At 67.9% G+C, this 25599-nt stretch carries 20 protein-coding genes; 5 read left to right on the forward strand and 15 right to left on the reverse strand.

All coding sequences use genetic code 11. The features are described from left to right. Positions 1-83: 83 nt before the first annotated feature. Together JDV09_RS11690 and JDV09_RS11695 are read left to right on the forward strand one after the other, a co-directional pair. Positions 84-2732, forward strand: coding sequence for a LuxR C-terminal-related transcriptional regulator (locus tag JDV09_RS11690; protein ID WP_221369292.1), 2649 nt, complete (start codon positions 84-86; stop codon positions 2730-2732). Between the two features lie 245 nt (positions 2733-2977). Further along, a complete protein-coding gene (locus tag JDV09_RS11695; RefSeq protein ID WP_308124095.1) occupies positions 2978-5797 on the forward strand; it encodes an AfsR/SARP family transcriptional regulator in 2820 nt (939 codons plus the stop codon). On the opposite strand, the gene JDV09_RS11700 is transcribed toward JDV09_RS11695, so the two are convergent. Genes JDV09_RS11700 through JDV09_RS11755 form a run of 12 tightly spaced genes read right to left on the reverse strand, consistent with a single transcriptional unit; the run spans position 5777 to position 16733 of the window. Then, positions 5777-6385, reverse strand: coding sequence for a phage tail protein (locus tag JDV09_RS11700; RefSeq protein WP_221369294.1), 609 nt, complete (start codon positions 6383-6385; stop codon positions 5777-5779). The genes JDV09_RS11695 and JDV09_RS11700 overlap by 21 nt on opposite strands. A 2-nt stretch (positions 6386-6387) precedes the next feature. Next, a complete protein-coding gene (locus tag JDV09_RS11705; protein WP_221369295.1) occupies positions 6388-8349 on the reverse strand; it encodes a putative baseplate assembly protein in 1962 nt (653 codons plus the stop codon). Positions 8350-8352: 3 nt separating this feature from the next. Beyond that, positions 8353-8802: a gp25 family contractile injection system sheath assembly initiator gene (locus JDV09_RS11710; RefSeq protein ID WP_221369296.1), complete on the reverse strand. Its 450-nt coding sequence runs from the start codon at positions 8800-8802 to the stop codon at positions 8353-8355. A 3-nt stretch (positions 8803-8805) separates the two neighbouring features. Continuing rightward, on the reverse strand, positions 8806-9099 hold the full coding sequence (locus JDV09_RS11715; RefSeq protein WP_255605209.1) for a PAAR domain-containing protein: 294 nt from the start codon (positions 9097-9099) through the stop codon (positions 8806-8808). 4 nt (positions 9100-9103) lie between these two features. Beyond that, positions 9104-10918 (reverse strand): VgrG-related protein, encoded by a 1815-nt coding sequence (locus tag JDV09_RS11720; RefSeq protein WP_221369297.1) that lies wholly within the window; start codon positions 10916-10918, stop codon positions 9104-9106. A 5-nt stretch (positions 10919-10923) separates the two neighbouring features. Beyond that, a complete protein-coding gene (locus JDV09_RS11725) occupies positions 10924-11694 on the reverse strand; it encodes a CIS tube protein (RefSeq protein WP_255605210.1) in 771 nt (256 codons plus the stop codon). After that, positions 11694-12125: a phage tail protein gene (locus JDV09_RS11730; protein ID WP_221369299.1), complete on the reverse strand. Its 432-nt coding sequence runs from the start codon at positions 12123-12125 to the stop codon at positions 11694-11696. Before JDV09_RS11730 ends, JDV09_RS11725 begins: the two co-directional genes overlap by 1 nt. Positions 12126-12140: 15 nt before the next feature. Then, positions 12141-14114 carry a hypothetical protein gene (locus tag JDV09_RS11735; protein ID WP_221369300.1) on the reverse strand — a complete coding sequence of 658 codons (1974 nt, stop codon included), beginning with the start codon at positions 14112-14114 and terminating at the stop codon, positions 12141-12143. A 2-nt stretch (positions 14115-14116) separates the two neighbouring features. Beyond that, complete coding sequence (locus JDV09_RS11740; protein WP_221369301.1) at positions 14117-14275, reverse strand: DUF6760 family protein; 159 nt, start codon at positions 14273-14275, stop codon at positions 14117-14119. After that, positions 14272-14718 (reverse strand): hypothetical protein, encoded by a 447-nt coding sequence (locus JDV09_RS11745; RefSeq protein WP_308124096.1) that lies wholly within the window; start codon positions 14716-14718, stop codon positions 14272-14274. The genes JDV09_RS11740 and JDV09_RS11745 overlap by 4 nt, the downstream gene beginning before the upstream one ends. Further along, positions 14711-15163, reverse strand: a complete 453-nt coding sequence (locus JDV09_RS11750) for a phage tail protein (RefSeq protein ID WP_221369302.1) — start codon at positions 15161-15163, stop codon at positions 14711-14713. The genes JDV09_RS11745 and JDV09_RS11750 overlap by 8 nt, the downstream gene beginning before the upstream one ends. Positions 15164-15191: 28 nt before the next feature. Further along, a complete protein-coding gene (locus JDV09_RS11755; RefSeq protein ID WP_221369303.1) occupies positions 15192-16733 on the reverse strand; it encodes a phage tail sheath family protein in 1542 nt (513 codons plus the stop codon). Positions 16734-16963: 230 nt separating this feature from the next. Between JDV09_RS11755 and JDV09_RS11760 the strand changes: the two genes are divergently transcribed. Both JDV09_RS11760 and JDV09_RS11765 read left to right on the forward strand, forming a co-directional pair. Beyond that, on the forward strand, positions 16964-17626 hold the full coding sequence (locus JDV09_RS11760) for an eCIS core domain-containing protein (protein ID WP_221369304.1): 663 nt from the start codon (positions 16964-16966) through the stop codon (positions 17624-17626). Positions 17627-17655: 29 nt separating this feature from the next. Continuing rightward, positions 17656-19563, forward strand: coding sequence for an OmpA family protein (locus tag JDV09_RS11765; protein ID WP_221369305.1), 1908 nt, complete (start codon positions 17656-17658; stop codon positions 19561-19563). A gap of 109 nt (positions 19564-19672) precedes the next feature. On the opposite strand, the gene JDV09_RS11770 is transcribed toward JDV09_RS11765, so the two are convergent. Further along, positions 19673-22405, reverse strand: a complete 2733-nt coding sequence (locus tag JDV09_RS11770) for a peptidoglycan-binding domain-containing protein (RefSeq protein WP_221369306.1) — start codon at positions 22403-22405, stop codon at positions 19673-19675. An 868-nt stretch (positions 22406-23273) separates the two neighbouring features. Between JDV09_RS11770 and JDV09_RS11775 the strand changes: the two genes are divergently transcribed. Beyond that, a complete protein-coding gene (locus JDV09_RS11775; RefSeq protein WP_221369307.1) occupies positions 23274-24602 on the forward strand; it encodes an HNH endonuclease signature motif containing protein in 1329 nt (442 codons plus the stop codon). A 192-nt stretch (positions 24603-24794) separates the two neighbouring features. On the opposite strand, the gene JDV09_RS11780 is transcribed toward JDV09_RS11775, so the two are convergent. Further along, positions 24795-25223 (reverse strand): RDD family protein, encoded by a 429-nt coding sequence (locus JDV09_RS11780; RefSeq protein WP_372452903.1) that lies wholly within the window; start codon positions 25221-25223, stop codon positions 24795-24797. A gap of 98 nt (positions 25224-25321) precedes the next feature. Beyond that, positions 25322-25558 carry a DUF2510 domain-containing protein gene (locus JDV09_RS27485; RefSeq protein ID WP_221369309.1) on the reverse strand — a complete coding sequence of 79 codons (237 nt, stop codon included), beginning with the start codon at positions 25556-25558 and terminating at the stop codon, positions 25322-25324. Positions 25559-25599 lie beyond the last annotated feature (41 nt).

Raw genomic sequence — 25599 nt, forward strand, 5'->3', positions numbered from 1 at the left:
TCCGAGACGGTGCCCGGAACGTTCCGCCCGACCAAACCGGATCGGACCACCACAGAATTGGGCGTGGTCGATAAAATCGGCCTGTGATCGGCGGCGAGTGGCCTCTGATCGGTCGCACAGCAGAACTGGACGTGATCGCCGCTGCCCTGCGTGACAGCGCTGGCGGCAGCCGTGGGATTGTGCTCGCGGGTGTCGCCGGTGTCGGCAAGACCAGGCTGGCAGCCGAGGCCGCGACGCGATTCCGGGACGCCGGCGGACGACGGTGGTGGGTCAGCGGCACGGCGTCGGCCCGAAGCGTCCCGTTGGGGGCGTTCGCCAACGTCGTCACCGAATATCGGACGGATCCGCTCCGCCGCGTCGGTGAGGCGATCGACTCCCTGGTTGGCGACGGGCTCCGGCCGGTCGCCGTCTGCGTCGACGACGCCCACCTGCTGGACGACCTTTCGGCCTTCGCCGTGCTCCAGATGGTCACCCGGCGGCTTGCCACGGTGGTCCTCACGATCCGGACTGGTGGGGCGGCGCCGGATGCCATCACCACGGTGTGGAAGGACCACCTGCCCCGGCTCGAGATCCAGCCACTGTCGCTGACCGACACGGCCCAGCTTCTCGAGGAGGTGCTTGCCGGCGCCGTCGAGTCCCTCACCGTGCGTCGGCTCTGGCGGCTCACCGAGGGGAACGCGCTCTACCTTCGCCATCTCGTCGCCGGGGAGCTCAGCGCCGGCCGCATCGTGCGCCGCGCAGGGATGTGGGTGTGGGAGGGTGACCCGGAACTCCCGCCGACCCTCGTCGAACTGCTCACAAAGCGTGTCGCCGAGGTGCCGGAACACGTCAGAGGTGTCCTCGACGCGTTGGCTGCCGATGAGCCCCTCGAGCTCGACGTGTTGGGGAACGTGTCCGATGTCGACGCGGTCGCCGACGCCGAAGCCCTCGGGTTGGTCCGGATCGACTTTTCCGGCCGCCCTCCGAGGGCTCGGCTGGCCCACCCGATGCTGGGCGAGGTCTCGCGGTCCGGGTCGCTGCGGCTGAAGAGGCTGCGCGGCAGGATCGCTGGTGAGCTGGCCCGCATGCCGGGCACCAGCCCCCAGGACCTGGTGCGTCGCGCGGTGTTGACGGTCGAGTCGGATCTGGAGCCTGACACCCCACTGCTGGTCGACGCCGCGTCGGCGGCGATGCAGATGAACGAGTTGCGGCTGGCGGAGACGCTCTCGGCGCACGCCCTCGAACGGGGCGACTGCGCCGAAGCGATGATCCCGCATGCGATGGCCATCATGTGGCAGCAGCGTGCCGGCGAGGCCGAAGAGATCTTCGCGGAGCTCAGCATCGCTCTGCCGGGGCCGGAGCGCGCCCACGCGGCGATGCTGCGTGCGATCAACCTTGCGGCGATGTTGGGCAGGCTCGGCGCCGCCGAGGCCGTGTTGGCCGACGGGCCGCCCAACCCGTTACGCGGCACACCGCTGATCGAGTCTGCGATTCGTGCCCTCATCGTGCTGGAGCGTGGCCATGCCGCTTCCGCGGTGAGAGCGGCCGTTCCCGTCGTGACGGATCCCGCCGCCGACCACATGGCCCGGACCCTGTCGTCGTGGACCGCGATCACGGCTCTGGGCGACCTCGGACGGGTAGACGAGATCGCTCCGATAGCCGAGGTCGGCTATCGGACCGCCGAGGTGTCGACGGTCGTCGCGCATGCGCGGTTTCCCCTGGCGGCGTTGCACACCAGGGCCCACTGGCTTGCCGGTTCGCTTGATGCGCTGGACGCCACCGCCGCGCGCGTCCAACTCGACGCGGCCCGTGTCCCGCACCAGCAGGCCTGGAACGCCTTCTTCGCCGGGATGTCGTCGCTGAGCAGGGGTGCTCTGGCCGACACCTGCAGGCAATGCCGCGAAGCACTGGTCAACCTGGGTGACACCGGCGGCGGCTGGTTGATGCAGTTGTTCATCCGGTCGTGGTTGGCCACCGCCACCGCCATGGCGGGCATGGGGGCGGATGCCAGAAAGGCGCTCGACGCCAACCATTGGTGGGATCGGGCCGACCCCGATGCGCGCATCTGGGACGCCGAGCGCGCCCTGGCCCAGAGCTGGGTTTGTGCAGCCGAGGGGGCTACCTCGCAAGCGATCACGATCGCGCGGGGCGCCGCACGGCGGGAGTGCCGCTTCGGGCGCGGCGCTACCGAGACCCTGCTGTTACAGACGGCGACCCAGTTCGGCGATCGCACCACGGCTCCCCGGCTGACAGAGCTGGCTACCAGCGTGCAGGGGCCGCGGGTGCGCGCCGCGGCCGGCCACGCCCACGCCCTCGCGCAGGGATGCGGGGATGAGTTGGTGCTGGCGGCGCGGCAGTATTCGGCGTTCGGTGACCGGTTGGCCGCAGCAGACGCCTGCGCGCATGCTGCGGTCGCCTACCGGGCCGCCGGACGTCGCGGGGCGGCGTTGAATGCGTCCGCAGACGCCATTCGTTTCAGCAACGAATGCCAGGGGGCCGACACACCGGCCCTGCGCGCGGCGAAGATGCCGCTGCCACTCACGCCGCGCCAGCGTGAGATCGTCACCCTCGCGGCCGAGGGTTTGTCGAATCAACTGATCGCGCATCGGCTTCGGGTGTCGGTGCGATCGGTCGAGGGACACCTTCTGCGGGCCTCGCGGCGGGCCGGCGTCAACGGTCGTTCCGAGCTCGTCGAGCTGGTGCGCCGGCGCCCGGATCGGTTGGGCTCCGGCGGTACCCGATCCCTACGTTAGATGAGCTAACGGAAGCAGGTAGTCGCCTACGCTATTTGGGCCGACCGCTCGAGCCCATACTGGTCGTGTCTGAATTAGCGAAACGCCGATTGGTGGGTCGATGTTTCGTCGTGGGGGAAGAGGACGGGTGGCGCGCAGCCACCGAGGAGCCTTCGCGATACGACGACAGAGACTCGAGTTGAGGTTCCGTACTGGGGCGGTGAGGGTAAGTGAGCGGCTGTGTTGTCCTTCGGGAGAAACTCAGGGTGCCCGATCCTTCGGGGCTGGAACGGGAACGGCTGGAGAAGCCGCTGTTATGCGACGCGCCAACCACATTGGGCATGGTGATCGCTCCCGCCGGGTCCGGGAAGTCGACCCTGTTGGCCCGCGTCGCCGCAGCAACCGAGGGGCCGGTCGGTTGGTACCGCGTCACCAGCGATGACTCGTCGGAGGCTCGTCTGGTGGCGCACATCGCCGAGGCGCTGGCCGAGCTGTTGGAAAGCGGCCGCCCACCCGCCGGGATGGCGGAACTGCTCGCTGCGCTGGAGAGCTGGAACGGTCCCGGCGGCCTGCTGGTCCTCGACGATCTGCACGAAATCGCCGATAGCCCGGCCGAAAAGGCCCTCGAGGACTTCATCTGGCTGCGTCCTCGCAGGCTCCGGGTGCTCTGCGGCTCCAGACGATCGCCGGAGATCAACGTGCCCCGGATGCGGGTATCGGGCGCCCTGCGCGAGATCGGACCGGACGAGTTGCGGTTCCGCACCTGGGAGGTCGAGGAGCTGTTCGCCTCGGTCTACGACGAGCCGCTGCGTCCCGAGGCGGCCGCGGCGCTGACTCGGAGGACCGGCGGATGGGCCGCCGGCCTGCAGCTTTTCCGGCTGGCCACCTCCGGTCACACGACGAGGGAACGTCATCAGGCGGTCAGCGATCTGGCAGGCCGATCGAAGCTGGTGCGCGCCTATCTGGCTCGCAATGTGCTGGCGGACCTGCCGGCCGATCGTCGGCGATTCCTCCTTCGCACCTGCGCGCTGGGCCGGCTGTCGGGGGAGGCCTGCGACGCGTTGCTCGGGGCCACCGGAAGCCACCAGGTCCTCGAGGAGCTCGAAGCCGCGCAATTGTTCACCTCCACCGACGACGGTGGTGTCTACTTCCGCTACCACGCGGTGCTCCAGTCGCATTTGGAGCTGGCGCTGGTCGAGGAGTGTGGGCAGGCGGAGGCGGATGCGTGGTACCGGAGGAGCGCCGAGGTGCTCGAGTCGCTGGGCGAGATCCAGGCGGCCGCCAGGGCGTTCGCGAAGGCCGGTGACTGGGGGTCGGTGTCGCGCTTGGTCCGCGACGTGTCTGAGGCGCGACTCGACGTCAGCGCGGTCGACGACCCGGACCTGCTGCCCGCCAGCACGTGGCAGCACGATCCCTGGTTGGCGCTGGCACACGCGCGCCGGCTGGTACGCGAAGGTGCTTTGAGTCGCGCGGCCGAAACCTACGGCCGTGCGCAGCGGCTCTACGACGATCCGGGCTATCAGCAGATCTGTCTGGACGAAGCGCACGCCGTGGCCATGTGGTCACCCGGGCATCGATGGACCGAACCGGGACAGCCGGAGGGCGGCGGGCACTGGAGTGGGTATCTGCGCGAAGCACTCCGGCAGGCACCGGAGTTCGCCGAAGCCGGGTGCCCACCCGTGTCGGCCCGGGCCCGGCTTTCGCGTGGGCTGGCGGCGCTGGCGGCGGGGGAGCTGCGGCAGGCGCGGGAGTTGCTGACCGTCATCGGAAGAGAGGAATCCGCGGACCAGCTGGCGGCGATCTGTGCCGGTGCGGCCTGCGCTGCGCTCGAGCTCATTGACGGCGCCTGTTCGCAAACCGCGTCTCGGCTCGGCACGCTGGCAGCGATTGCCGAAAGCGAAGGTCTGCCATGGGTGTCGCGGATGTGTCATGGGCTCGAGCACATCTCGCTACTGCTGTCTCAGGACGCTGACTGGCTGCTGGACGGTGGCTCGGCGTTGGTGAGATCGGCCGAACGTGCCGGCGATGGCTGGGGAGCCGGGTTGCTCGGCTTCGCGCTGGGGATGGCGAAACAGAGAATCGGGCACGACGGTTCGGACGACTTCGCGGCGGCGGGCGAACAGTTTCGCGTATTGGATGCGCCGGTGCTGGAACTGTGGTGTCGCCTGGCCGCGATGACCAGCGCGTCGGCGCCGGGTGCGCTTCGCGAGGCCGTGGTCACGAGTCGCAGGTTGGGTTGCCGTGGCGCGGAAGCCCGGGCGATGGGTTTGTTGTCCGCATCGGTGCCCGAGGATCATCCACAGGCCGACGCGGCGGAGGTCGCGGGTCAGTGCGGGATCCCGCTGTCGGCCGTGCGGGCAGAGCGGCCGGCCGCCAGGGGTGGCCCGGCGGTGGACATCACGTGTTTCGGCGGGTACCGCATGCGCATCGGCGGAGCCGACGCTCCGGTAGACCGGCTGCGGCCCAAGGCCCGTGCGGTGCTGCAGATACTGTCGCTGGCGCCGGGTCAGGATCACCACCGGGAGTCCCTCGAGGACATCCTCTGGCCCGGGGTGGATCACGCGGTCGCGGGACACCGACTCCAGGTCGCGGTGTCGAGTGCGCGCGGCCTGCTCGACACCGCCGCCACGATCGAGCGTCGCGGTGAGTCCTACCGGCTGTCATCGCCCGGCGCCGTCGCGGTTGATGTCCGTGACTTCGAGACGGCTCTGGCACAGGCCGATCGGCTCTCCGCGAGAGGTGACATCGCGGGCCGGATGGCCGCGCGGCGCTGCGCGCTCGGTCTCTACGTCGCCGACCTACTGCCGGAGCTGGCGGGCGTGGAGTATTTCGACATCGAGCGGGACCGGCTGCGGCACCTCGCCGCGGCGGCCGCCGCCGCGCTGGCCGCCGATCACCGCGACCGCGGCGACTACGAGCAGGCACTGGCCGGCGCACGCCGGTCGGTGCAGCTCGACCCCTATCAGGACTGTCCGTGGTCAACTCTGGCGGAGGTCCACGAGAAGCTCGGAGACACCGGCTCAGCGGAATACGTCCGCCGCGAACATTCCCGTCGACAGGCAGAGCTACGGCTGCCCGTCCTCTGACTGCCCGGCGTCGCCGACGATCGGTATCCGGGTGGTTTCGGCCAAGGTGTCTGCCGCACCCGTTGCCGCCGCAGCCACTGTGTCCCCCGCGCCGATGACCGGCTCCACCCGGTGCGGGATGTGCGCCGGTTTCACCGCGTTCACGATCTCGCCCAGCCATCGGGTGTCCACGGCGTCCCCGCGTTCGACGGTGACCCGCACGACAAGAGTGGGCACCGGGTGTCCGGGGACCTCGAGCACCTCGGTCGGCCGCTGACAGGCCGCCGCCACCGCTGCCTGTACGCCGCGCTTGGTGCCGCGATACGGCAGCAGCGCAATGGCGGTCGCGATGAGCTCGCGTTGACGTTCGACGGTTTCGTGGCCGTCGACGTCGGCCCCGATCCAGCCGGCCAGCCAGCCGAGCATGTCGGCGGGGGTGGTGCGCGGGTCGAGATAGGCGGTCAGGCAGTCCAGCGTGGCGAACACCGGTGCCAGTACCTCGTCGAGCGCCGCGCACAAACGCTCGGTCTGTGGATCGGACCGGTACACCGCGGGCATGGTGTGCAGCAGGGGAAGCGGTGAGGTCAGGCCCTCGACTCCGTGTCGCATCGTCACCTCACCCGGATGCTGTGCCGGCCGAACGAATAGACCAGCGCGTCGCGGGCCAGCGGGATCCGGTCGACGGGCTGGCGGGCCCGCTCCCCGGTGGCCGGGTTTACCGGGAAGAGCTGGATCGTGATGTCCTCGCCGGTGTTCAGGCCGGGAACCCACGCCAGCGCGGCGGCGATCTGGTTGGCGCTCAGGGGATGTCCGAGGGGCCAGCCGCGGCCGTCGGGGCCACCGGTCAACGGGTGCAGGAACCGGTTCAACTCCCGCTGGATGTCCCCGGTGAGCCGGTCCTGGGCACAGCCGGGCAGCGCGCCGACCGTCGCGACGACCGTCACCCCGACGTAGGTCGGCGCCTGGACGGCGACCCGGCAGCCGATCACCCGGCGCTCGTCAAGGTGTTCGCGGATGGTGTCGACCGTCGCCGGCAGCGGATCGAGGTCCTCGCGGCGCACCATTCCCATCGCGTCGCTGGACACGTGCGGCACGATCAGCACCCGCACCAGTCCGGCATCGCGGTCGTCGGTGGCGGTCAGGCAGTGCGCCCGTGCGATCCCGGGAGCCTTCTCCCGGGTGAGTTGCTCGAAATCTTGTGCGGTCACCGCCTTTCCGTGGCTTCTCAGCAGCATCGGTCCGCGGTTCTTCAGGTCCTCGACGGTCTCGGCCGCGGCGCCACCGACGGCTGCCCGACGGTTCTCCACGCGCTCGACGTACGGAACGCTGGTCTTGAGCACCCGGATCTGTCGCACCCCGACATTGCCCTGGGTACCGCCCCCGGTCCGGTAGGCGGCCATCGTCAGTGATGCCGACTTCGGCGGAATCTGGCCGTACTGGCTCAGGCGCCCGTCGGCTTCCCGCACCGACGGGCCGAACACCACCTTCCCGTTGACCGGGTCGATGTGGAAGCAGCGGCTGGTCGCGTTCTGCCCGCCGAAATCGTCGACCGGGTGCCATTCCGTCGTCTCGCCGTCGGCGGTGACGGTCAGCGTGCAGTGCGGCCAGGGCAGCACCGGGTTGTGCCGCAGGGCGAACCGCTGGCCCGGGGTGCCGTCGGAGGTTCCGATGCTCTCTCCGCGGATGACCCTGGCTTGCACGATGGGGACGGTGCCGCCGACGGTCTGGGCCGAAATCGATTTGATCAGAGGGGATTCCTGATAGGTGTGTTGTCCGGGCACGCCGTCCTTGAGGCGGCACCGCAGCCAGCCCTGGGGTTTTCCGCCGATCTCGCGAGGGGAGTCCAGAAGGTGCCCTCGGGGCACATGCAGCACAACGTGACCGAGCTGGTTGAACGCCCTGGTCTCGTCGCGTTCGGTCTCGCAGCGCGCCCACCCCTGGTCCGTCCATGCCTCCCACTCATAGGGCGGGTCGTTGGGGTCGACGCCCACCCCCGACACCCGGCAGTCCACCCGCAGGGACACGGCGCACGACGGCACCGCTCGATCGAGGCCGATCAGCAGGGCGTCGCCCGGTGACGGACGCTCCGAGAAGCAGGGGAACTCGTCGCCCGCGGAGCCGTTGAGTCGGGGGCGCGGTTCAGAACCCGCGCCCGCCGTCGCGACCCTCCCGGTGTCCAGGGAACACGCGACGATGTCGAGCTGCTCGGTGGTCGAGAACACTATCGGATCGGTGACGTCGGAGCGGTCGGTGCTGACCTCGGTCTCGGCGCGCACGGTGATGGTGTGGCGTTGGGCCGCCGACAGCCAGAAGGTGACCTCGCCCTGGGCGGCTCCGGGGGCACGCAACTCGAGGCCGAGCATGTCCAGGAATTTGATGTAGTTGCGGTCGGGAACCTGGTTCAGCCGGTAGATCAACTGGTCGACCATCATGGCGAAGGTCTCGATGAGGGTGATGCCCGGGTCGGAGATGTTGTGATCGGACCACTGCGGGCAGTGGCGGTGCACATGTCGCCGGGCATCGTCGACCAGGCTCTGGAAGGTCCGGTCGTCCAGGTTGGGTGCGGGCAGCATCGGTCAGGCTCCGTTCGGCGCGGGGACGGGAGGCCGGTCCACCACACGCGGTTCGCCGGGTTCGTCGGGGATGACATAGAACGGGAAGACCAGATTGCGGTCGTCGTTGTCCCCGCGGATGCGATAGCCGACATCGATGTAGAACATGCCCTGGTGATGTTCGTCGAATTCGACGCGGACGTCCTCGACGTCGATGCGCGGCTCCCACAGCTGAAGGGCCGAACGCACGTCGTGGGCGATCGCGGCGCGGGTGGTCTCGTTGGTGGGGGAGAACAGGTGATCCTGGATGCGGCAACCGAATTCGGGTCGCATCGGCCGCTCGCCGGGCGCGGTGCGGATGATCAGCTCGATCGCTTGCTCGATGTCGCGCGCCTGTGTCACCAGGGCGAAGGCGTTGGTGGGATCGAGGCCCAGCGGGAAGCTCCAGCCCGCGCCGATGAAGTCGGGTGTCATGGGTCAGCCTCCGATCAGGACGGTGGGACAGCCGGGGCCGAGAATGGGGGCGGCCACGGCGAGGTCGCCGACGCGGGCGGCCGGCTTGCCGTCGATGAACACCGTCGAACTACAGGGGCCGGTGATGGCCTCGACTCCGTGCGGGCCGGCGGGCGGCGGCATGGTGCAGATGTGGGGCGTGCCCACCGTGATTGCCGGCCCGCCGCCGATGAACACGCTCGGTAGCGGGATCGGCGGCCCGATGGTCCCGGGGTGGCCGGTCTGGTCTCCGACCCGTGCTGCTGGTGGCATCGTCATCCCCTCAGTTGATCCTGACCACGGCGCCGCGGACGGTGGTGGGGCCGCCCGAGGTGAGCTCCGCGGTCGCCTTGCCCTCGACCTTGACCTTGTTGCCCTGCAACGACATTGCGGTGTCGGATTCGACGTCGACCGGACCGGCGCCGCCGGACACGCTCACCCCGTTGGTGGCGGCGATCGCGACCCTGCGGCCCTTCAGGTCCAGGTCGGCGCCCCCGGCGTCGACGACGATGCCCTTCCCGCCTTCGATGCGGACGCTGCCGTCACTGTGCACCTCGATGCGGGTACCCACCGCATCCATGGTGAATCGCAGTGTTCCGTCGCCGCTTTCGGCGGTGATGCCTTCGCTGCGGCCATCGTCGTCGAGCAGGTCGATCCGGTGACCGTTGCGGGATACCAGTGAGCGCCGGTCGACCGCGCCGGTGCCGCCGTCGACCAGCGTGGTGCCCTTGTCGTCCGGGGTGTCGACGCCGTTCCAGAGGCCGCCGATCACGTACGGACGGTCGGGATCGCCCTGTTCGAACGCGACCAGCACCTCGTCGCCGACCTCGGGGATGAACATCGCGCCGCGGCCCTTCCCGGCCCCGGGTGACACAACGCGGGCCCAGTCACTGACGTAGTCGTCCGACAGCCACGGGAAGGTGAGCCTGACCCGGCACTGCGCACTGGGGTCCCTGACGTCGCTGACCTGTGCGATGACGACGCCCGGCGTGCGGGGGGTGCGGCCGCTGCCCGCGGTCAGGCCGTACATGCTCCGCTCCTGCCGGCCGGTCACCGAGAACGCGGTGGTGTAGCCGCCGTTGGCCGGCTCGAACCGGTGGCGCGCGGCGGTGATCGTGTACTTGCCGTCGAACGGCTTCCCGGCGTTCTCGATCGTGATGCCGACGTCGGCGCGAAGCTTCGGGTTCCCGCGCGCGACCGCGTCGAGCTCCGCGAACGAGCTGCCGATCTCGTCGGCAAGCGCGGTGGCCGCGCCGTCGGCCTCGCTCTGGGTGCGGTACGCCACGTCGGCGGCGACGTAGCGCGGGGCGCCGAAGGGTTTCGCCACATCTGCGGGGGTGATGGCGGGGAGGTCGACGCACGCGGTCTCGGCCGGTGCCACGCTGACGATGGCGCGTTTCTGCGCGGTGTCCCAGCCGCGCACCTCGACGTCGGCGACCTGCTCGGCGGCGGTGATGACGGAGCGAAACCGGAGCAGGTCGGTGCCGAGCCGGAGCACCAGCGGATCGCTGTCGCCGGAATCGGCGGAGGGCGCGCTGGCGGCGGGCTCGCGGGGCCGGAAGTCCAACTTGTGGTCCCGGACGGCGATCTCGTAGCCGATCCGCCTGGCGATCCGGTCCAGGAAGTCCCAGTCCGTCTGCCCGAACTGGCCGAGGTGATCGAAAACCGTTCTGCTGGAATCGATCCGGCCAGCCGGCAGATCCGCCCGGTCGGCGACCTCACGGACCGCATCGGAGGCCGTGATCTGGGTGTAGGACCGGGTGTGACGACCGCGGAACAACCGGTGCGCCGGATCGTATCCGCGGATGATGGTGAACGATCCGGAGCCGCCGGCCTCGGCCTCCAGCGAGGTCACCTCGGCGCTGATCAGCGTCTCCGGCGTCTGGGTCTGGCTGCTGGAACACCTGACGGTCACCTTCGTGCCGATCGTCACACCGGACTTCTCGATCACGATCCGGTTCGGATCGCGGAAGCGCAGCAGGAAGGCGTCCGGGAGTCGCAGGCTGCTGTCCACGTAGGCCGAGGTCATCAGGTCGGCGAGGTCGTCTGCGAGGGCGGTTCCGTCGAACTCGACCAGAAATCCCGCGGTGGTCGCCATCTCGATCACCCCACCCCGGCGAGCAGCGTCTCGAGGGTGGGGAGCCGCAGCTGGGAGCCGGCGGGCACCCGCATCGGGTCGTCGATCCCGTTGTGGGTGGCCAGCGGGCGCCACAACTGGGGGTCGCCGTACTCCCGATAGGCCAGCAGGGCGAGCGTATCGCCGTCCACGACGGTGTGTACCCGGTCGGCCGACATCGATCCGGAGGTGGGATTCTGCTTTCCCGGGGTGATGTCGATCTCCTCTAGACTGACGGTGCACACCGCCCGGACCGGGATGCCGTTGCTCGCGAACCGCGTGTATTTCGCCTGGACCTGGGTGATGAACGCCGGGAAGCTGGTGACGCTGCCCCACTTGAACTGGACCAGGTAGGGCATCGGCTTGTCGCTCTGGGTCGATGCGTCACACGGCACGCAGCAGCGGAACAGGTCGTCGACCGCTGCGACGACGTCGATGCCGGTGTCCATGGCCGAGTCGAAGAACAGTTCCAGCGACAGCTTGCACGGTTCGGCGCCACTGTATTCGGGCGGTCCGGACTTCTTGCTTCTGCTCGTCTTTCGTTCCCACTTGGCGGATTTGGTGATCGAAACCTCCTTCGGGTTGAACTGGAAATCGACCTTTCCCGCCGATGATCCCAACTGCGGTGACCCGCCCTTGTTGTGTCGGGGCTCGAAGAATTCCAGGCAGGCCCGCACGGGTGAGGCGCCCACCGCCGGCACGATCTCGTCGGCCTTCGGCGTACCTTCGGCCTGCAACGCGATTCCCTTGCCGGCCATCATCCACCGGCCTTCGGGGTGAACCCGTGATGGGCGATCTCGAGTGTCTCGGTGAACACTTTGGCCGAGTCGAGGTTGAGGCTCGGGCCGGTCCAGCGAACCGGCACCACACCCTCCAGCGACCATTCCACGACGAGCCTGCCCTCGGTGTCCAGGGCAGAGATGACGCCGGTGGTGGGTTCGAGACCGTTGAGCGCCTTGATGATCCACGCGGTCAGCTTCTCGCTGTCGGGTCCGATGGGGCGGCTGAGTTTGATGTTGCTGTACTTCAGCCGGGTGGGCAGCTGCCACACCATGCCGTTGTTGCCACCTTCCTCACGCTGCTCGAGCACCACCTCCAGGCCCAGTCCCTCACAGCTGCTGAACCTGCCGACCTGCATCTTGTCCAGCTCGACGGCGAACGTGACGCCGACGAAAGCGTCGTCAGCCATCGTTGCTCCCTTCGGTCATCGGCCCAGGTCCATCAGGGCGCCGGCCCGCTCGCGGTCCAGCCAGAGTTCGGCCCGCAGCCGGGCGGCCAGCGGGTCGTAGATCCGGTCGACCAAGTCCTCGATGTCGTCGGTCCGGGTCTCGGGATGCGGCGCCGCAGGTGCGCTCACGGCGGATGGGGCCGGTGTCGGTTCGGCTGGGGGCGGAGAGGTTTCGGTGGTGCGCTGGATCGACGGTGGTGCGAACGTGATGGTGTTGGTGGCCCGGTCGTAGCTCGCCGCTGACGGTGCCAGGACGGCCGCTGATCCGCGGTCCTCCGGTGCGGACCGGTCGGACGGGCCGAAGCCCTGCTGGGCGAACATCCGCTGCAGGCCCAGCGGCCGCGGGCTCTCCGACAGCACCGACCGGGCGGGGTTGTCCGATGCGGTGGGGGTCTCGCTGCGGCGCACCGGCGGCAGAATCTGGATTCGTCCCCGGGCCGCCGGCTGGTCGGGTGCCAGGGCGGCAGCGGGATCACCGGCGTCCGCCGCGCGCTGCACCACCGGTAGCGCGAGGGACCGCTGTGCGGTCGTCGACGCCATCGACGACGTCGGGACCGTTGGGACGGCGGTCGCCCCGCCGTGGCGGGGCCCGAGCGTCGGCGTCGTTGTCGCCGGGGCATTCTCGACGGAGAGTGCCGGGCTCGACGGCCAATTCGGTACGGAGCGAGCCGGGGCGCGCGATGGCGAGGGTCCGGCGTCGACGGCCGGGAGACGTTGTGGCGTCGGTTCGGCGTCGACGACCGGGATGCGTTGCACCGAGGGGGCCGGCGGGTGCATCGCGGGGGGTGGCGTGTGTGCCGGGCGGACATCGGCGGTGGAGAGTGCGCTGTCCCTGAACACCTTTGGTGCGCTGTCGGGTTGGGCGCTGTCGGGTTGGGCGGTGTCGACGGCACGCAAAACGGGTAGCGCGGCGAGCGGGCCGGCCGGAACCTGCGCCGGTGCTTTGCATACCGGGGCCTCGACCTGTACGGCTGTCAGCCTCGGCGCCGGGTCGCCGAGGCTGGTTGGGGTGCTTGGTTCGGTGCCGGCATCGGCCGCGCGCTGGACCGTGGCGAGTGAGTCGATGGTCCGCAGCACTGGAAGGGGTGCAGTCGTGCCGCCCTTCGGCCGCGGGGGATCTGGGGAGTCCGCCGCGGCGGCCCGGACGGCCGGAAGTTCTCGCGGCCGGGGCGGTTCGACGCCCGCGAGGCTGCGCTGGATGGCCGGCGGGGCAGGGGTGGTGACCGTCGGCGGGTGGGGCGCAGTCGTGACGGGTGCCGGCCCGGTGACAGGAAGGCTGATCGGTGTTGCCGCCGTCTCGATCGCCTGGTTTCGCGCGGCGGGTGGAGGCTCGGTCGCGCCGTCGGCGATTTCGAGGGAACGCTGGATGGCCGGTGCAGGAGCCGGCCCGGCGTCGCGGGGTGTCCCACTCGCGGTGGCGGTGTCGGGTGCAGCGACGGCCAGGGGGCGCCGGTCGTCCGGGCTGGGTGCGGCCAGTAGCGAGCCGGCCGGCCGGGCGTCCGGCAGTGGTGCGACCGAGTACAGCCGGCGCACCGGGGCTGTGGGTTCGGGCACCGCGGATTCCGGCGCGCGCTGCACCGGGGTGGTGGTGCCGCCTAGGGCGCGTTGTAGCGCGGCCGGGGACGGCGCCCAGGTGCGCGGGGTCGATGTGGGTGCGGTTTTCGGCCGCGTCGCCGGGGAGCTGCCCTGCCCCAGGTCGAGGATCGACAGCGGCTCGTCGTGCCCGGTCGACAGCAGCGGCAGCGCACCGGTGAGTCCCGGGTTCTGCGACGTGGTGAGCTGCTCGGTGAACCCGGCGAACCGGGCTACGGGTTCGGCCGGCCCGACGCTGCGCTGCACGGGGGGTACGTGCCGCCACTCCCGCCGCGGCGCGGCCGGCTCGGGCTCGGGCTCGGGCCGTTTGGCCTCGTGGGGGTCCTCGGACCGACCCCAGGGCCACCATTTCGGCATCCTCACCCCTCCGGTTGGTCCCGTGCTACCAGCCGCCGAACCAGCTGGACGTAGCAGCGCCGGTCGGCGTGCTCGAGGTCGAGCAGCTCGTGTAGCGGCCAGTGCAGGTGGTAGGCGATGTACGAGACCTCCTCGTGCAGTTGGTCGGCCCCGTACGTCACGATTCCCCCAGGCGGCTCCCCGCGACGTCGACGGCGAACTCGTTGTCGCATTCCGGACAGGTGACTCGTGCGTGGGTGTGTCCGTCCTGGTTGACCCGCCGGTACAGGTCCTGCAGGAAGGCCAGGTCGGAGGCGAACAGGTTCTCGATGATGCCCGCGTGCACGTCCTCGATCCCACCGAGCTCGGTGACCACCCGGCTGATCAGCACCACGGCAAGGTAATTCGGGCTCTCCCTTACCCGGTCATCGCGCTGGGAGGTGAGCTCGTCTCGTGCCGTGGCGAGCCGCATCACGCCTCGGCGGTGCACGGTTCCCGACGCGTCGACGTATCCGCGGGGCAGGAGGAACGGGAACTCGGTGCGCATCGTCGGGGCGTCATCGACGGCGTCCTGCCCGGGCGGATCGGTCAGGGCGGTGGCACCGTACCCGCGTTCCCTACGCACCCTCGGGCTCGCATTGCTCGTAGGTGAGCACCAACTTCTCGGTCAGCACGCTGGTGTCGCCGGCCTTCAGCGTTCCCAGTTCGAGGCTCTTGGGCCACGCATTGGTGATCGTGTAGCGCTTGAGCGGGTTGCCCTCGTAGTCGTAGACGATGATCGCCCCGCCCTTGCGGGCGTCCGTCATCTTGCCGATCTGGGCGTCCTTGACCCATTTCTCGAAGCTGTTGCTGTCGGTCAGGGGGCGGGTCAGCGTGACCTCGCCGGCCTTCCAGCGACCGGGGAGCTTCTTGATCAGGTACTTGCCGTCGGAGGCGGTGTTCGACTTGTACTCGATGACGTCCTGCTCCATCTTCAGGCCGGTGCACTCGGTGATGTGGGTGATCTGAATGCCGTCGAATTCCAGACCGAACGAATGGCCCACCGAGCTGTCGTTTTCGGGAAGCGCCATGACTGTCACCTATCTTTCTACGTTGGTGTTACTCGGCGACCAGGCTGGTTCCGCCGGAGAACTGAGAGAGCCGGAAGACCACGAACTCGGCGGGTTTGACCGGGGCTACGCCGATTTCGCAGACCACCTCGCCGGCGTCGATGCCCTCGGCGGGGTTGGTCTCGTCGTCGCACTTGACATAGAAAGCCTCGGCCGGGGTCAGGCCGAACAGCGCGCCCTTGCGCCATTCGTTGACCAGGAAGGCGTTGACGGTGCGCCGCAGCTTGGCCCACAGCGCCTGGTCGTTGGGTTCGAACACGACCCAGTCGGTGTTCTCCAGGATCGACTCCTCGAGGTAGTTGAACAGCCGCCGGATGTTCAGGTAGCGCCACGCCGAGTCGGAGGACAGGGTGCGTGCGCCCCACACGCGGATACCCCGGCCGGGGAACGCACGAATGCAGTTGATGCCGGCCGGGTTCAGCAGATCGTGCTCCTTGCGGGTGATCTGGGTCTCCAGGCCGATGGCTCCGCGGACCACCTCGTTGGCGGGAGCCTTGTGCACCCCGCGGGTGTCGTCGTTGCGGCCCCAGATGCCGGCCAGGAATCCCGACGGGGGCAGGCACTTGTGGCCGGCGACGTTGAGCCAGGGCCAGTACAGTGCGGCGAACTTGGAGTCGTAGCCGGCCTTGTCGACCCGCCACTCCTTGACCTGCTGGGCGTTCAGCCCCGGCGGCGGGTCCAGGATGGCCATCCGGTCACCCATCAACTCGCAGTGGTCGATCATCGCCCTCTGCACCACCTGCACGGTGTCGAGGTCGATGGCGCCGCGCTGGTATGCGGTCAGCAGGTCGGGCATGCAGAGCATGGTGATCTCGTCGACAGCCTCCAGACCAGCTATGCCGCTGCGATCCTCGACGTCGCCCATGTAGTCCTCGCTGCTGAGCCGTGCGGGTGGACTGGCCATCGCCACCTCGGCCGGCGCGGCAAGGGCTACCTGCATGCCGGCGTGCAGGTCCTCGGCGGTGCGTCCGGCGATCTGCTCGAGCGTGACGAATTTGGAGGACGCGTTGACGACTGTCTGAATGTTGGCCTTGCCACGGCCGGTGGTGACGCCGGGGAACTCCTCGACGACGTCGCCGTCGCGGTGCACCACCAGCTTCAGTCCGGCCGGGTGCTCTTCGCCCTCGTTGTGGTACTCGGTGACCTCGACGCGCACCGTGTCGGGTGGGGTGTGTGGGTCCAGTGCCAGCACCTTGTAATTGGCCAGCACGCCCTGCGGAGCAGACTCGACCTGCTTCTGGGCGCCGTTGGAGCCATTGCCATTGGCGCCTTCTCCGATGCGCACGACGTAGGCGTTGCCGCCACCGTTTTGGAAGTATCCGAAGACGGACTCGGCCAAGCATGCGCCCTCGACGAACCCGCCGAAATTCTTGTTGTACTGGGTCCAGTTGCTGACCAGGGTGGGTTTGTTGAAAGGCCCCTTCTCGGCGAGGCCGACGAACGCCGCGACGGCGGTCCCCACGCCTTGAATAGGCCTTGAGCCGGAGTCGGTTTCCTCGACATAGACGCCCGGCGAAAGATACGTCGGCATTTTGCCTCCTCGGTGATTGCGATGGGCTGGTCATGATGTTGCGCCGCTTGGCATTCGGGCGTCAGTATCGAGCGGACTGCCGCGCGGGCATCCACTGGTGCACTTTGGGGCAGCAGCTGCTTTGTTGCCCCTTCGGGCATTCGATGCTGCCCTGTCGCACTCGCGGTCGTGTCTCCCATTGTCGTCGGATCGGGTGGATCGTTGTCCCATCCGAGGGAGGCGAGGACCAAATGCATGCCCACGACCATGACCATGGAACAGAATCGGAGCTACGGCCCAGAGCGTCCCGGCTGGAGGAGCCCGATGCCGTCTCGCTGCGGGCCGCGCTGTCGGGTCGGCTCGACGCGGCCGGCCCGGACGCCCTGATGGGCCTGCAGCGGACCGTCGGCAACGCCGGGGTGGCGGGGCTGGTGGAGGAGGAGACTTCCCCCGTTCAGGACGTGATCAACACCGGCGGGTCGCCGATGTCAGCCGATGTGCGCGCGGATATGGAAAGCCGCTTCGGCCATGACTTCGGTGACGTCCGCATCCACAACGACGGGGCAGCGCACGACTCGGCGAAATCAGTGAATGCACAGGCGTACACGGTGGGATCCGACATCGTCTTCCAGCACGGCAAGTACGACCCAGGCTCCGACTCGGGCCGGCACATGCTCGCCCACGAGCTCACCCATGTGGTGCAGCAGCGCAGTGGTCCGGTGGACGGCAGCGACGCCGGCGGGGGAGTCAAAATCAGTGATCCCTTGGACCGGTTCGAGCGGGAGGCGGTGGCCAATGCGTATCGGGTGGCGCCGGAGCTTCAGCGTCAGGAGGAGGCGCCCGAGGAAGAAGATGAGATGGTGCAGACGTACGTCCAGCGGCAAGAGGACGAGTTCAAGGACGGATCGGCCTAGCCGAGCTCTTACGTTGACGGAGGTCACCAATGCGCGCTGTACGGCCTTGCGGCGAGTACGGCAGTAGCCAAACCACCAAGCCCGAGAACCGCTCCGCAGCCCGCCAACGGTCGCCGGCAACCCTTCCTGCCGGGCTGTCCGACTTCGCCACGGTGGTGAGCCTGCAGAATCTTGTGGGTAACCGCGCGACCGCCGGAGCCGTGAAGCTACCCGCCCTGCGGCTGCAGCGGGCGTTGGACGCAGGCGCCGAATCTATCGCTTTGCCCGAGACCACCCCTTTGAATATCACCGGTAGCTATGAAGCTATCGATCCGGGTGCCTACAACCGGACCACGCTGCAATTCAACCAGGCTGGATATCACTTGGAGGGGTGGTACCAGAACCGCGAATCCCTGACCTTCGCCGGTCGGCAAACTCAGTCGATGACTCAGCGCCGCATCACCGCGGACCTTGTCGGCCAGGAGGGTGGAAAGACGCAGTTCCGCTACCATAAGTACGATTCGGCGACGGGGCGCTACGTTTCCAGCGGCTTTCTCACGGTCCGTGAGGGCAGCAAGGGTTCCCCGTTGCTCACCATGTCCTCGGGCGGCTGGTCTCACGAATTTGAGCAAGTATCTACCGCGCCGAGACCGCCGCAGGAGGCGATTGACGCATTGCCCGACGGGGTGCGCGAAATCATTGCAGCCGGCGTGGCTGCACCGCTGGATCGCGAGGAGCACGAGAATCTAAATCACAACCTGGAAATCCTAGAACGACGTATTCGCGATTACTGGACTGAAGACAGCGACATCGTGAGGATTGCTCCAGCCAGTCACGCCGATGATTGCCTTGCGAAGATCTTTGCGATGCACGCCCACGAGCAGCGCCCCCTCGTGCGCCGGCTAGTCATGGAAAAGTTGATGTGCGACCTCTACACCCATGAGGGCAACCAAAAATCGTACTGGAATTGGTTGCAGCTGTTAGTAATCGGACATCCGGAGTTCACCCGGGACGTTCAATCGCTATTGGGCTTCCGGTCTGACGGTGGCACCGATCAGATGAGGACGTACCGCTACGCGATCAATTTGTGGGGTTTCAGCGGTGACCTGCTGGCTGGCGCAGGCTTGATGGAAGGAACCTTCGAGATCGAATATCTTGGTGACGGTCCTGACGCTGCAGACAACACCGAGCCAGTGTGGCGGCGAGAACTGGGCATGGGAATTGTGCAGTTCTCCCTCGGTGCATCAGGTGGTTTCACCACAAATCTAATCACCCCGTGGTCGACGTTCGAGACTCCATACCCCTGGGATCCGCAGAACTTCAACGGACCCTTCTTGATCACCGGCGTTCAGGCGTCCGCCTCGGTCGGCGCTGGTGGAGGCGGCAGCGCTGCCATGATGACAGTTTGGGGCGACGGCTCTTTGCCTCCCCTTCCGCTGCCTGGGTTCGGAGCGCTCGCAGAGGTCGGTATGCACGCCGGTATCGAGGCGGGCGGTACAGCAGGTTGGATTGGCGGAACCGATGATGAAATCCGTGCCAACCTCACTCCTCCGCCAGAGGTGCGCGGCGAAGCAGCGTTCACCGCCTCGGAAGCAATTCATTTCGGTATCGACGATCCGCTGCTGTCCGCGGAGGGTATCGCGGAGGTGCGACGAATCTCAGCGCTGCACCTCAGTACTCTCGAAAGCTCGAACACGAACATGCGAATCGATGGGTACGCCAGCACTACGGGCACAGACGAGCACAACATGCAGCTGTCACTTTCTCGGTCGCAAAATGTGCTTCAGCAGATCAAGGACGTGGTCCCCGGCTTCGCTGTGCCAGATGAGCAGATAACCGTCACCGGGCATGGCGAGACCTCTGCGCGCGAATCAGGTGAGCAGGATCAGACCGAGAATGTGGCCTGGCGGCGGGTCGACATTGCGTTGAACGGCAGAATTGTCCTGAGCCTCCGTTAGGGGCGAGTTCTGGTCACGAATGCCTGCACGGCGGGAAGGCCGTGGCGTAGTTGACACGCCGGCATCGAAGCGGCAGCCCAGGTCAGCGGGCCCTGACGAGAATAGGCGTTCAACCGATCACCAGCAGCTTTCGGATATAGCTGCCGGTCTTGCTCCACGGCACGATCATGTCCCGCTTGGAGGACCGTCCGGGATCGTCCACCTTCAGTCCGCTGTCGGTGATGGCCTCGACGCGGACAAAATGCCCGGGTGTCAACGCGACAATCTGGGCGCCGGAGTCGAGCAGCCCTCCGATGGCCTCGACGTGACGGTCGTGCCGGTTCGACACAGATGATCCGAGTCCGTCCCGGACATACGCGGACACCCCGAACTTGACGGCCACCTCGGCCATCCGGCTCGGGAACAGGATGTCGTCCCACGCGCCTTTGACCGCGCCGCGAATGTCCTTTCCCGCGGCCATGTTGCGAGCCACCATCGCCAGTTGGAGGAAGTCCGGCAGGCGCAACCCGTCGAGGTCCTCACCGACCCTGTCGCTGTACTTGGTCTCGCGGTCGAACTCGCGCTTGTAGTTGTAGTGCTTCCCCGTTCCCTTGTAGTCGCGGATGCTCTGCAGTAGTTCGCGGTCCCCGCCGTAGCTCGAGGTGCCCTTGCCGAGCGCCTCGAGCGCCATCGCCATGCAGGTGAGATTGCAGGTGCGAGTCTTGCCCGAGGTCTCGAGGAAGTTGACGTTGCGCCCTTGGGAGTAATAGGGCGACAACGCGTTCAGTCTGCGATGCGCCCAGGTCTGCACCGCCTGGAGCTCCGCGGCGGGAAGGCCGGCGCTGTCGAGGCCATCGACCAGGGCGCGCAGCTCACCGATCTTGTCCACGAGTTCGTCGCGGGCGGCGCCCTGCTCTTCGTTCGCGACCTGCGCGATCGATCGCTGGAACGTCTCGAGGCTCTCGATCCGGAATCGTAGGTCGACCACGGCGGGATTGGTGTGCGCGGCTACCACCCCGGCGACCTCGGTGTCGCTGGCTCCGGTGCCCGCTCCGGCTCCGATGATCAGCGCGTTGTGGGTCTGTCCTGCGACCGAGACGAGCCCATCACCGTCGGTGTTCAGCGCGTCACGTTGGAAGCTCTTGATCGCGGCGGTGAGCCCTTCGTCGGTGTCGCCCGCCTGGTAGCCGAGTTCGCCGAGTCGTCGACGTACCGCGGCGACATCGGCTGAGTGGTTCGCGCCGCCTGATCCGACCGATCCGGATAGCGGCAGCGCAACAGAGGATTTCGGTGGTGTCGTGGATGGTCCCGGCGCTGGCGTCGGATCGGGTTTGGGTGCGGGCGCTACCGGGTCAGGCGACGGCTCGGGGGAGGGTGCGGTGGGCGGCGTCGACTTGGTTGACCCGCCTGACCAGACGCGGTTGAGCGCACCCAGCGTCTTCCCGCCCGGGTCGATCCGCCCATCCCCGGTTTTCATGCCGGCTTCTTGCTGCTGGAACAGCCGGATCGCGTCGACCAGTGCCTGGGCGCTGATCGACAGCTTGGCTCTCCCGAGGCCGATGAACCGCAGTAGCACAGCCGCCAGCTCGAGCGGCTTGTTGTCGCCGTTGCGCCCGACCGAGCCCTTGAGTTGCAGTGGTGACAGCAGGGTTGTGGTGGCCATGACGGTAGTCAGGGGCGAGCGCGCGAGGTCGAGCGCACCCGCAAGATCGTCGGGCGCCGCCGAAGGACCGGACGGTGCCTGCGGTGCAGGTTCCGGGCTCGGCACTGGCGTAGGGTCCGGCCTGGTGGGGGTCTCCGCCCCGGGCGGTTGCCAGGGGCTGCCGCCCGCACGGTCGGAGCGCAGCTGGCGGAACCGGGCGAGCGTCCGCGTCCAGTATTTGGAGCTGCGGTCGACGGCGTGCTGGGACTGGTGAGCCACCGCACGCTCGAGCACGTCTTCGTCGGACAGCTGCGGGTTTGCTGCGACGATACGTCGCACTGCCCCTTCGATGTCGACGCGCGGAAGCCGCCAGCCGCCTTCGCCCTCGGCGGCCGCTTCGATGCGGGCGCCCAGATCGTCCTGACTCCCGTCCGCCTTCGGGCGGGTCAAGGCGACCCGCTGCCAGGCGGCGGCGTCCTCGCCGAAGCCCTTGATGATGTAGACCCGGATATCGGCGGCGCGCAGATTGGCGGTCCGCGCACCATCCGTTTCGGCGAACTGGTCGGCGACTTTGGCCCGCAGGTTCTCGTCCTTCTTGAGCGCGCTACGCCCCCCGTGGGCCGTCATCGTGGTGCGTAGCTCGTTGAATACTTTTCGGCTGAGGAGCAGACCTTCCAGGTCGGCGTCGGTGAGTCTGCTTCGTGCCAGCCAGTTCTTACCGCGGTCTGCGATGCGCGCCTTCAGCGTCGGCACCGTCTCGACGCCGGAGCCGTTGACCGCGATGTCCCAAATGATGCCGACACGGTACGTGATCGCGTTTGCTTCCTTCACGTCGTTGCGGCTCAGGTCGAGCTCGTCGAGCTGCTCGTCGGACATCTTCTTGAGCGTTGATACCGTTCGCGACGCGATATGCTGCGAGGCGCTTGCGTAGGACGCCGACACGCCGGCGACGGTGTGCATGGTGGATTCCCTGACATTGCCACCCGTCTCGGTGCCCACGATGGCGCCGAACACATCCGACGCCAGATCACCGAGCACGCCGGGCGAGCGAGGTTTCGTCTGTTCGTCCTCGCCGGGCGCACGCTGGAGAAGGACCGAGATCGCGTGGTTCCCCGCAGCGCATTGGAGGCTCAGCAGCCCGCCCGAGTGGCCCGCGGTCTTCTGCCGCTGCCCTCCGGTGTTCGAATCAGACTGCGGCACTTCCTGCTGAACGCGCCTCACCGCTATCACGATAAGCCGAAGCGCCACCGTCGGTTTTCCCCTTCGGGCAACCGCAGGGGAGAACTGTCGCCACAACGCAGCGTGCTCCCGCAGTGGCTGGATCAGGCTCTTCGCGATCGCACCCCAAATGGTTCTGATCTCTTACGGGCCGTTCGGAAGAGGCGACATGACGGAATGGTGGGAACTGCGGGCGGAGAGGGCCATCGCTTTGCTGGCCCCTGAAGCGGCTCTTGTTTCGGTGAGCAGATCCTCGTGCGCTTCCCGGCTTGTGACGGGCGCGCCCAGATTGTCTCCCGCCCAGCGGTCACATGGGACCGATGCCGGTGGCGCGAGCAGCGCCACCGACGACTCAGTTGCCTACTGTGTGGCCACACCGGCGAGTGGACCGCGCCGCGTACGCAACGCGGGTTCGTGCTCGTTCCTGATCCTGTGCGCGGATGATCCGCATTTCGGGCGCCCGCCATGGCTGCAGACGGACTGTTGTGGTGGCCATACGCTTTGGTGTTACAACGCCGAGCATGTCGGTGTTCTCGAGGTATACCTTGTCGCCCCGATTCGTCAACGCGGTGAGCACCTCGGCTCGATGAGCATGATCGAACGCTTGCCGGCCGGCTCAAGTCTGCCAAACATCGACAGGATGCACTGTCGCAGTCGACCGACCGAGGCCGCTGCTCGACCAACCTGCCGTGAACTGACAATTGTATCGCGACGCCGATGAATCCGGGTTGCATCAAAGCAGACTTCGCTCACAGTTCTGGGTTCAGCCATCGCAGCGAGTTAGTTTGTTGCTGTTCGGTTTTGGGCCTCCTGCACTGGCACCCTGATCAGGCTGCCCGGATTTGTCGGTAGGGACTGCCATGCTGAGGTTATGTCTTCGTCGACTGCTTGTGGGGTGGTGGGGCTGAGTCCTCTTGACCGGCTGGATGCGTTGTTTGACGAGTTGTCGCAGTTGGCGGGTCAGCGCAACGCGATCGACGGCCGCATCGTGCAGATCGCCGCCGAACTGGACCGCCACCAGCTGTTGGGCATCACCGGAGCACGGTCGGTGGCCGCGCTGATGGCCTGGAAAACCGGCTGCTCCCCCAACAACGCGCAGACCATCACCGCCATCGCCGAGCGCCTCGACGATTTCCCGCGCTGCGTAGCCGGACTGCAGGAAGGCCGACTGTCCCTGGATCAGGTCGGCGTCATCGCCGAACGCGCCGGACAGGGCTCCGATGACCACTACGCCGAGCTGGCCCGCTACGCCACGGTCACCCAGCTGCGCACCGCGGTCAAACTCGAACCCCGCCCCACCCCCGAGCCCGATCCCCGCTTCCAGCCACGAGCCACGATCAGTAAGGGCAGCGATGAGCAGTACACCTGGTGGCGCATCAAACTGCCGCATTTGGAGGCCGCGACGTTCGACGCCGCCCTGCAATCCCACCTCGACGCGCTGGTCGCCGACTACAAACGTGACCACGACACCGGCGGGCAGGACGGTCACGGCGGGCAGGACGGTCGCGGCCCCGGCGGCCCCGGCGGCCCGGGGGGCCACGAGATCGGTGAGCGCGCCACCGATACCGCGGCACCGTTCCCGACCACGATCGACGCGTTTATGCGGCTGGTCGAGGCCGGCTTCGACGCCGAAGCCGCCGCCCGCCCGCATGGGCACCGCACCACTGTGATCGCGCATCTGGACGTCAAGGACAAGATCGCCGCCCTGCACCTGGGCCCGCTGCTGTCCGAGGCTGAGCGCCAATACCTGCTCTGCGACGCCACCTGCGAGGTGTGGTTTCACCGCGACGGGCAGCCGATCGGCGCCGGGCGCACCACCCGGCTGATCAGCCGGCGGCTGCGCCGCGCGCTGGAGCACCGCCATCCCACCTGCGCGGTGCCCGGGTGTGGGGCCACCCGCGGCCTGCACGCTCATCACCTGCGGCACTGGGAACACGGCGGGCTGACCGAGCTGGACAACCTGGTGCTGCTGTGTCCTTACCATCACCGGCTGCATCACCGCGGCGGCATCACCATCACCGGACCCGCCCCCCGCATCACCGTCACCGACCGCTTCGGCCGACAACTCAGCTCCGCATCACTGGCCCGCCCCCCCACCCAACCCCCACCTGCGGCACCGCCCTACCGTGGACCCACCGGCGAACGCGCCGACTGGTGGTGGTACGACCCCTACGAACCCCCAGCACCAGACACCAACTAGACCGGGCAGCCGGCGGTCACCGCCTCCCAGCGCGGGTCATCGCTCAAACACCCTGGCGCGTAGAGGAATCAACGCACCACCCGCGGGCCGCAAGCCGGTGTCAAGATCCGCGCTGACGCACGTAGAAATCGAGTCGGGGCGTTGCCGACGGCCTGCCGCACAACGGGCACCTGCGGGGCGGTGCCCGGCTGCTCAGTGGGACCCAGGCGGTGAGGTTCTCACAGATGGTCCACCCTTCAGGACCTGGGTGCCACCGGCGAGGTTGTCGTGTAAGCCCTCTTTGGTAGGGCTGTAGTGGATGGTCGCGGCGATGGTGATGTACACGACGCCGAAGAGCGAATAGCTGACGGCGTCGGCAGCGGCAAGCGGTAGAACAAGGTGGATGGGAAGGATGTCCAGCAACTCGAACGAGTTGCGGAAAGCTGACTGCCTGAGCACAGGATTGGGCATGCCGCCGGGCCCGCGCACGGACAGACCCAGAACCTTCTTGGCCGGGGTCCAGCCCAGGGTGATCTCGAAGACCACAAAGTAGCCAAAAGTGACCACGGCAAGGATCACTTCGAGGACGTAGCTTGCGATTGCGTCCTCCGACTCCGCGTACAACCACAGCAGGGGGAACACCAAGAATGCAATCAACAACCAGTCCAGCAGTCGTGCAGCGAAACGCCTTCCGAGTCGGCCCGGTTCAGGCCCGGAAGGCCGGCGGCCAGGGAACTCCACTACGTCATAGCTGCGGTAGCGGGATACCCACTGTGCGCCGTCCCAGTAGGCGCGTCTGCACTCCGTTGCAGATCGCGGTCGGATGCGCCAACTGTTCCGTGCCGGCCATCAACTGTAGGCCACGCCGAAGGCGCCGGGACGGACTGTGGATGGTAATTCTCCATCCAGCGAGCGCCGTCGAAGTAGCGTTGCCGACCCGATCCTGCCGGATCGACGTACCGCCCAGGCGAAACCATCTCTCCCCCTCACGTTAGCGGTACGCCTCCAGTGGCTACAG

This window comes from Mycolicibacterium xanthum, assembly GCF_019710635.1.
GTDB classification, from domain to species: domain Bacteria; phylum Actinomycetota; class Actinomycetes; order Mycobacteriales; family Mycobacteriaceae; genus Mycobacterium; species Mycobacterium xanthum.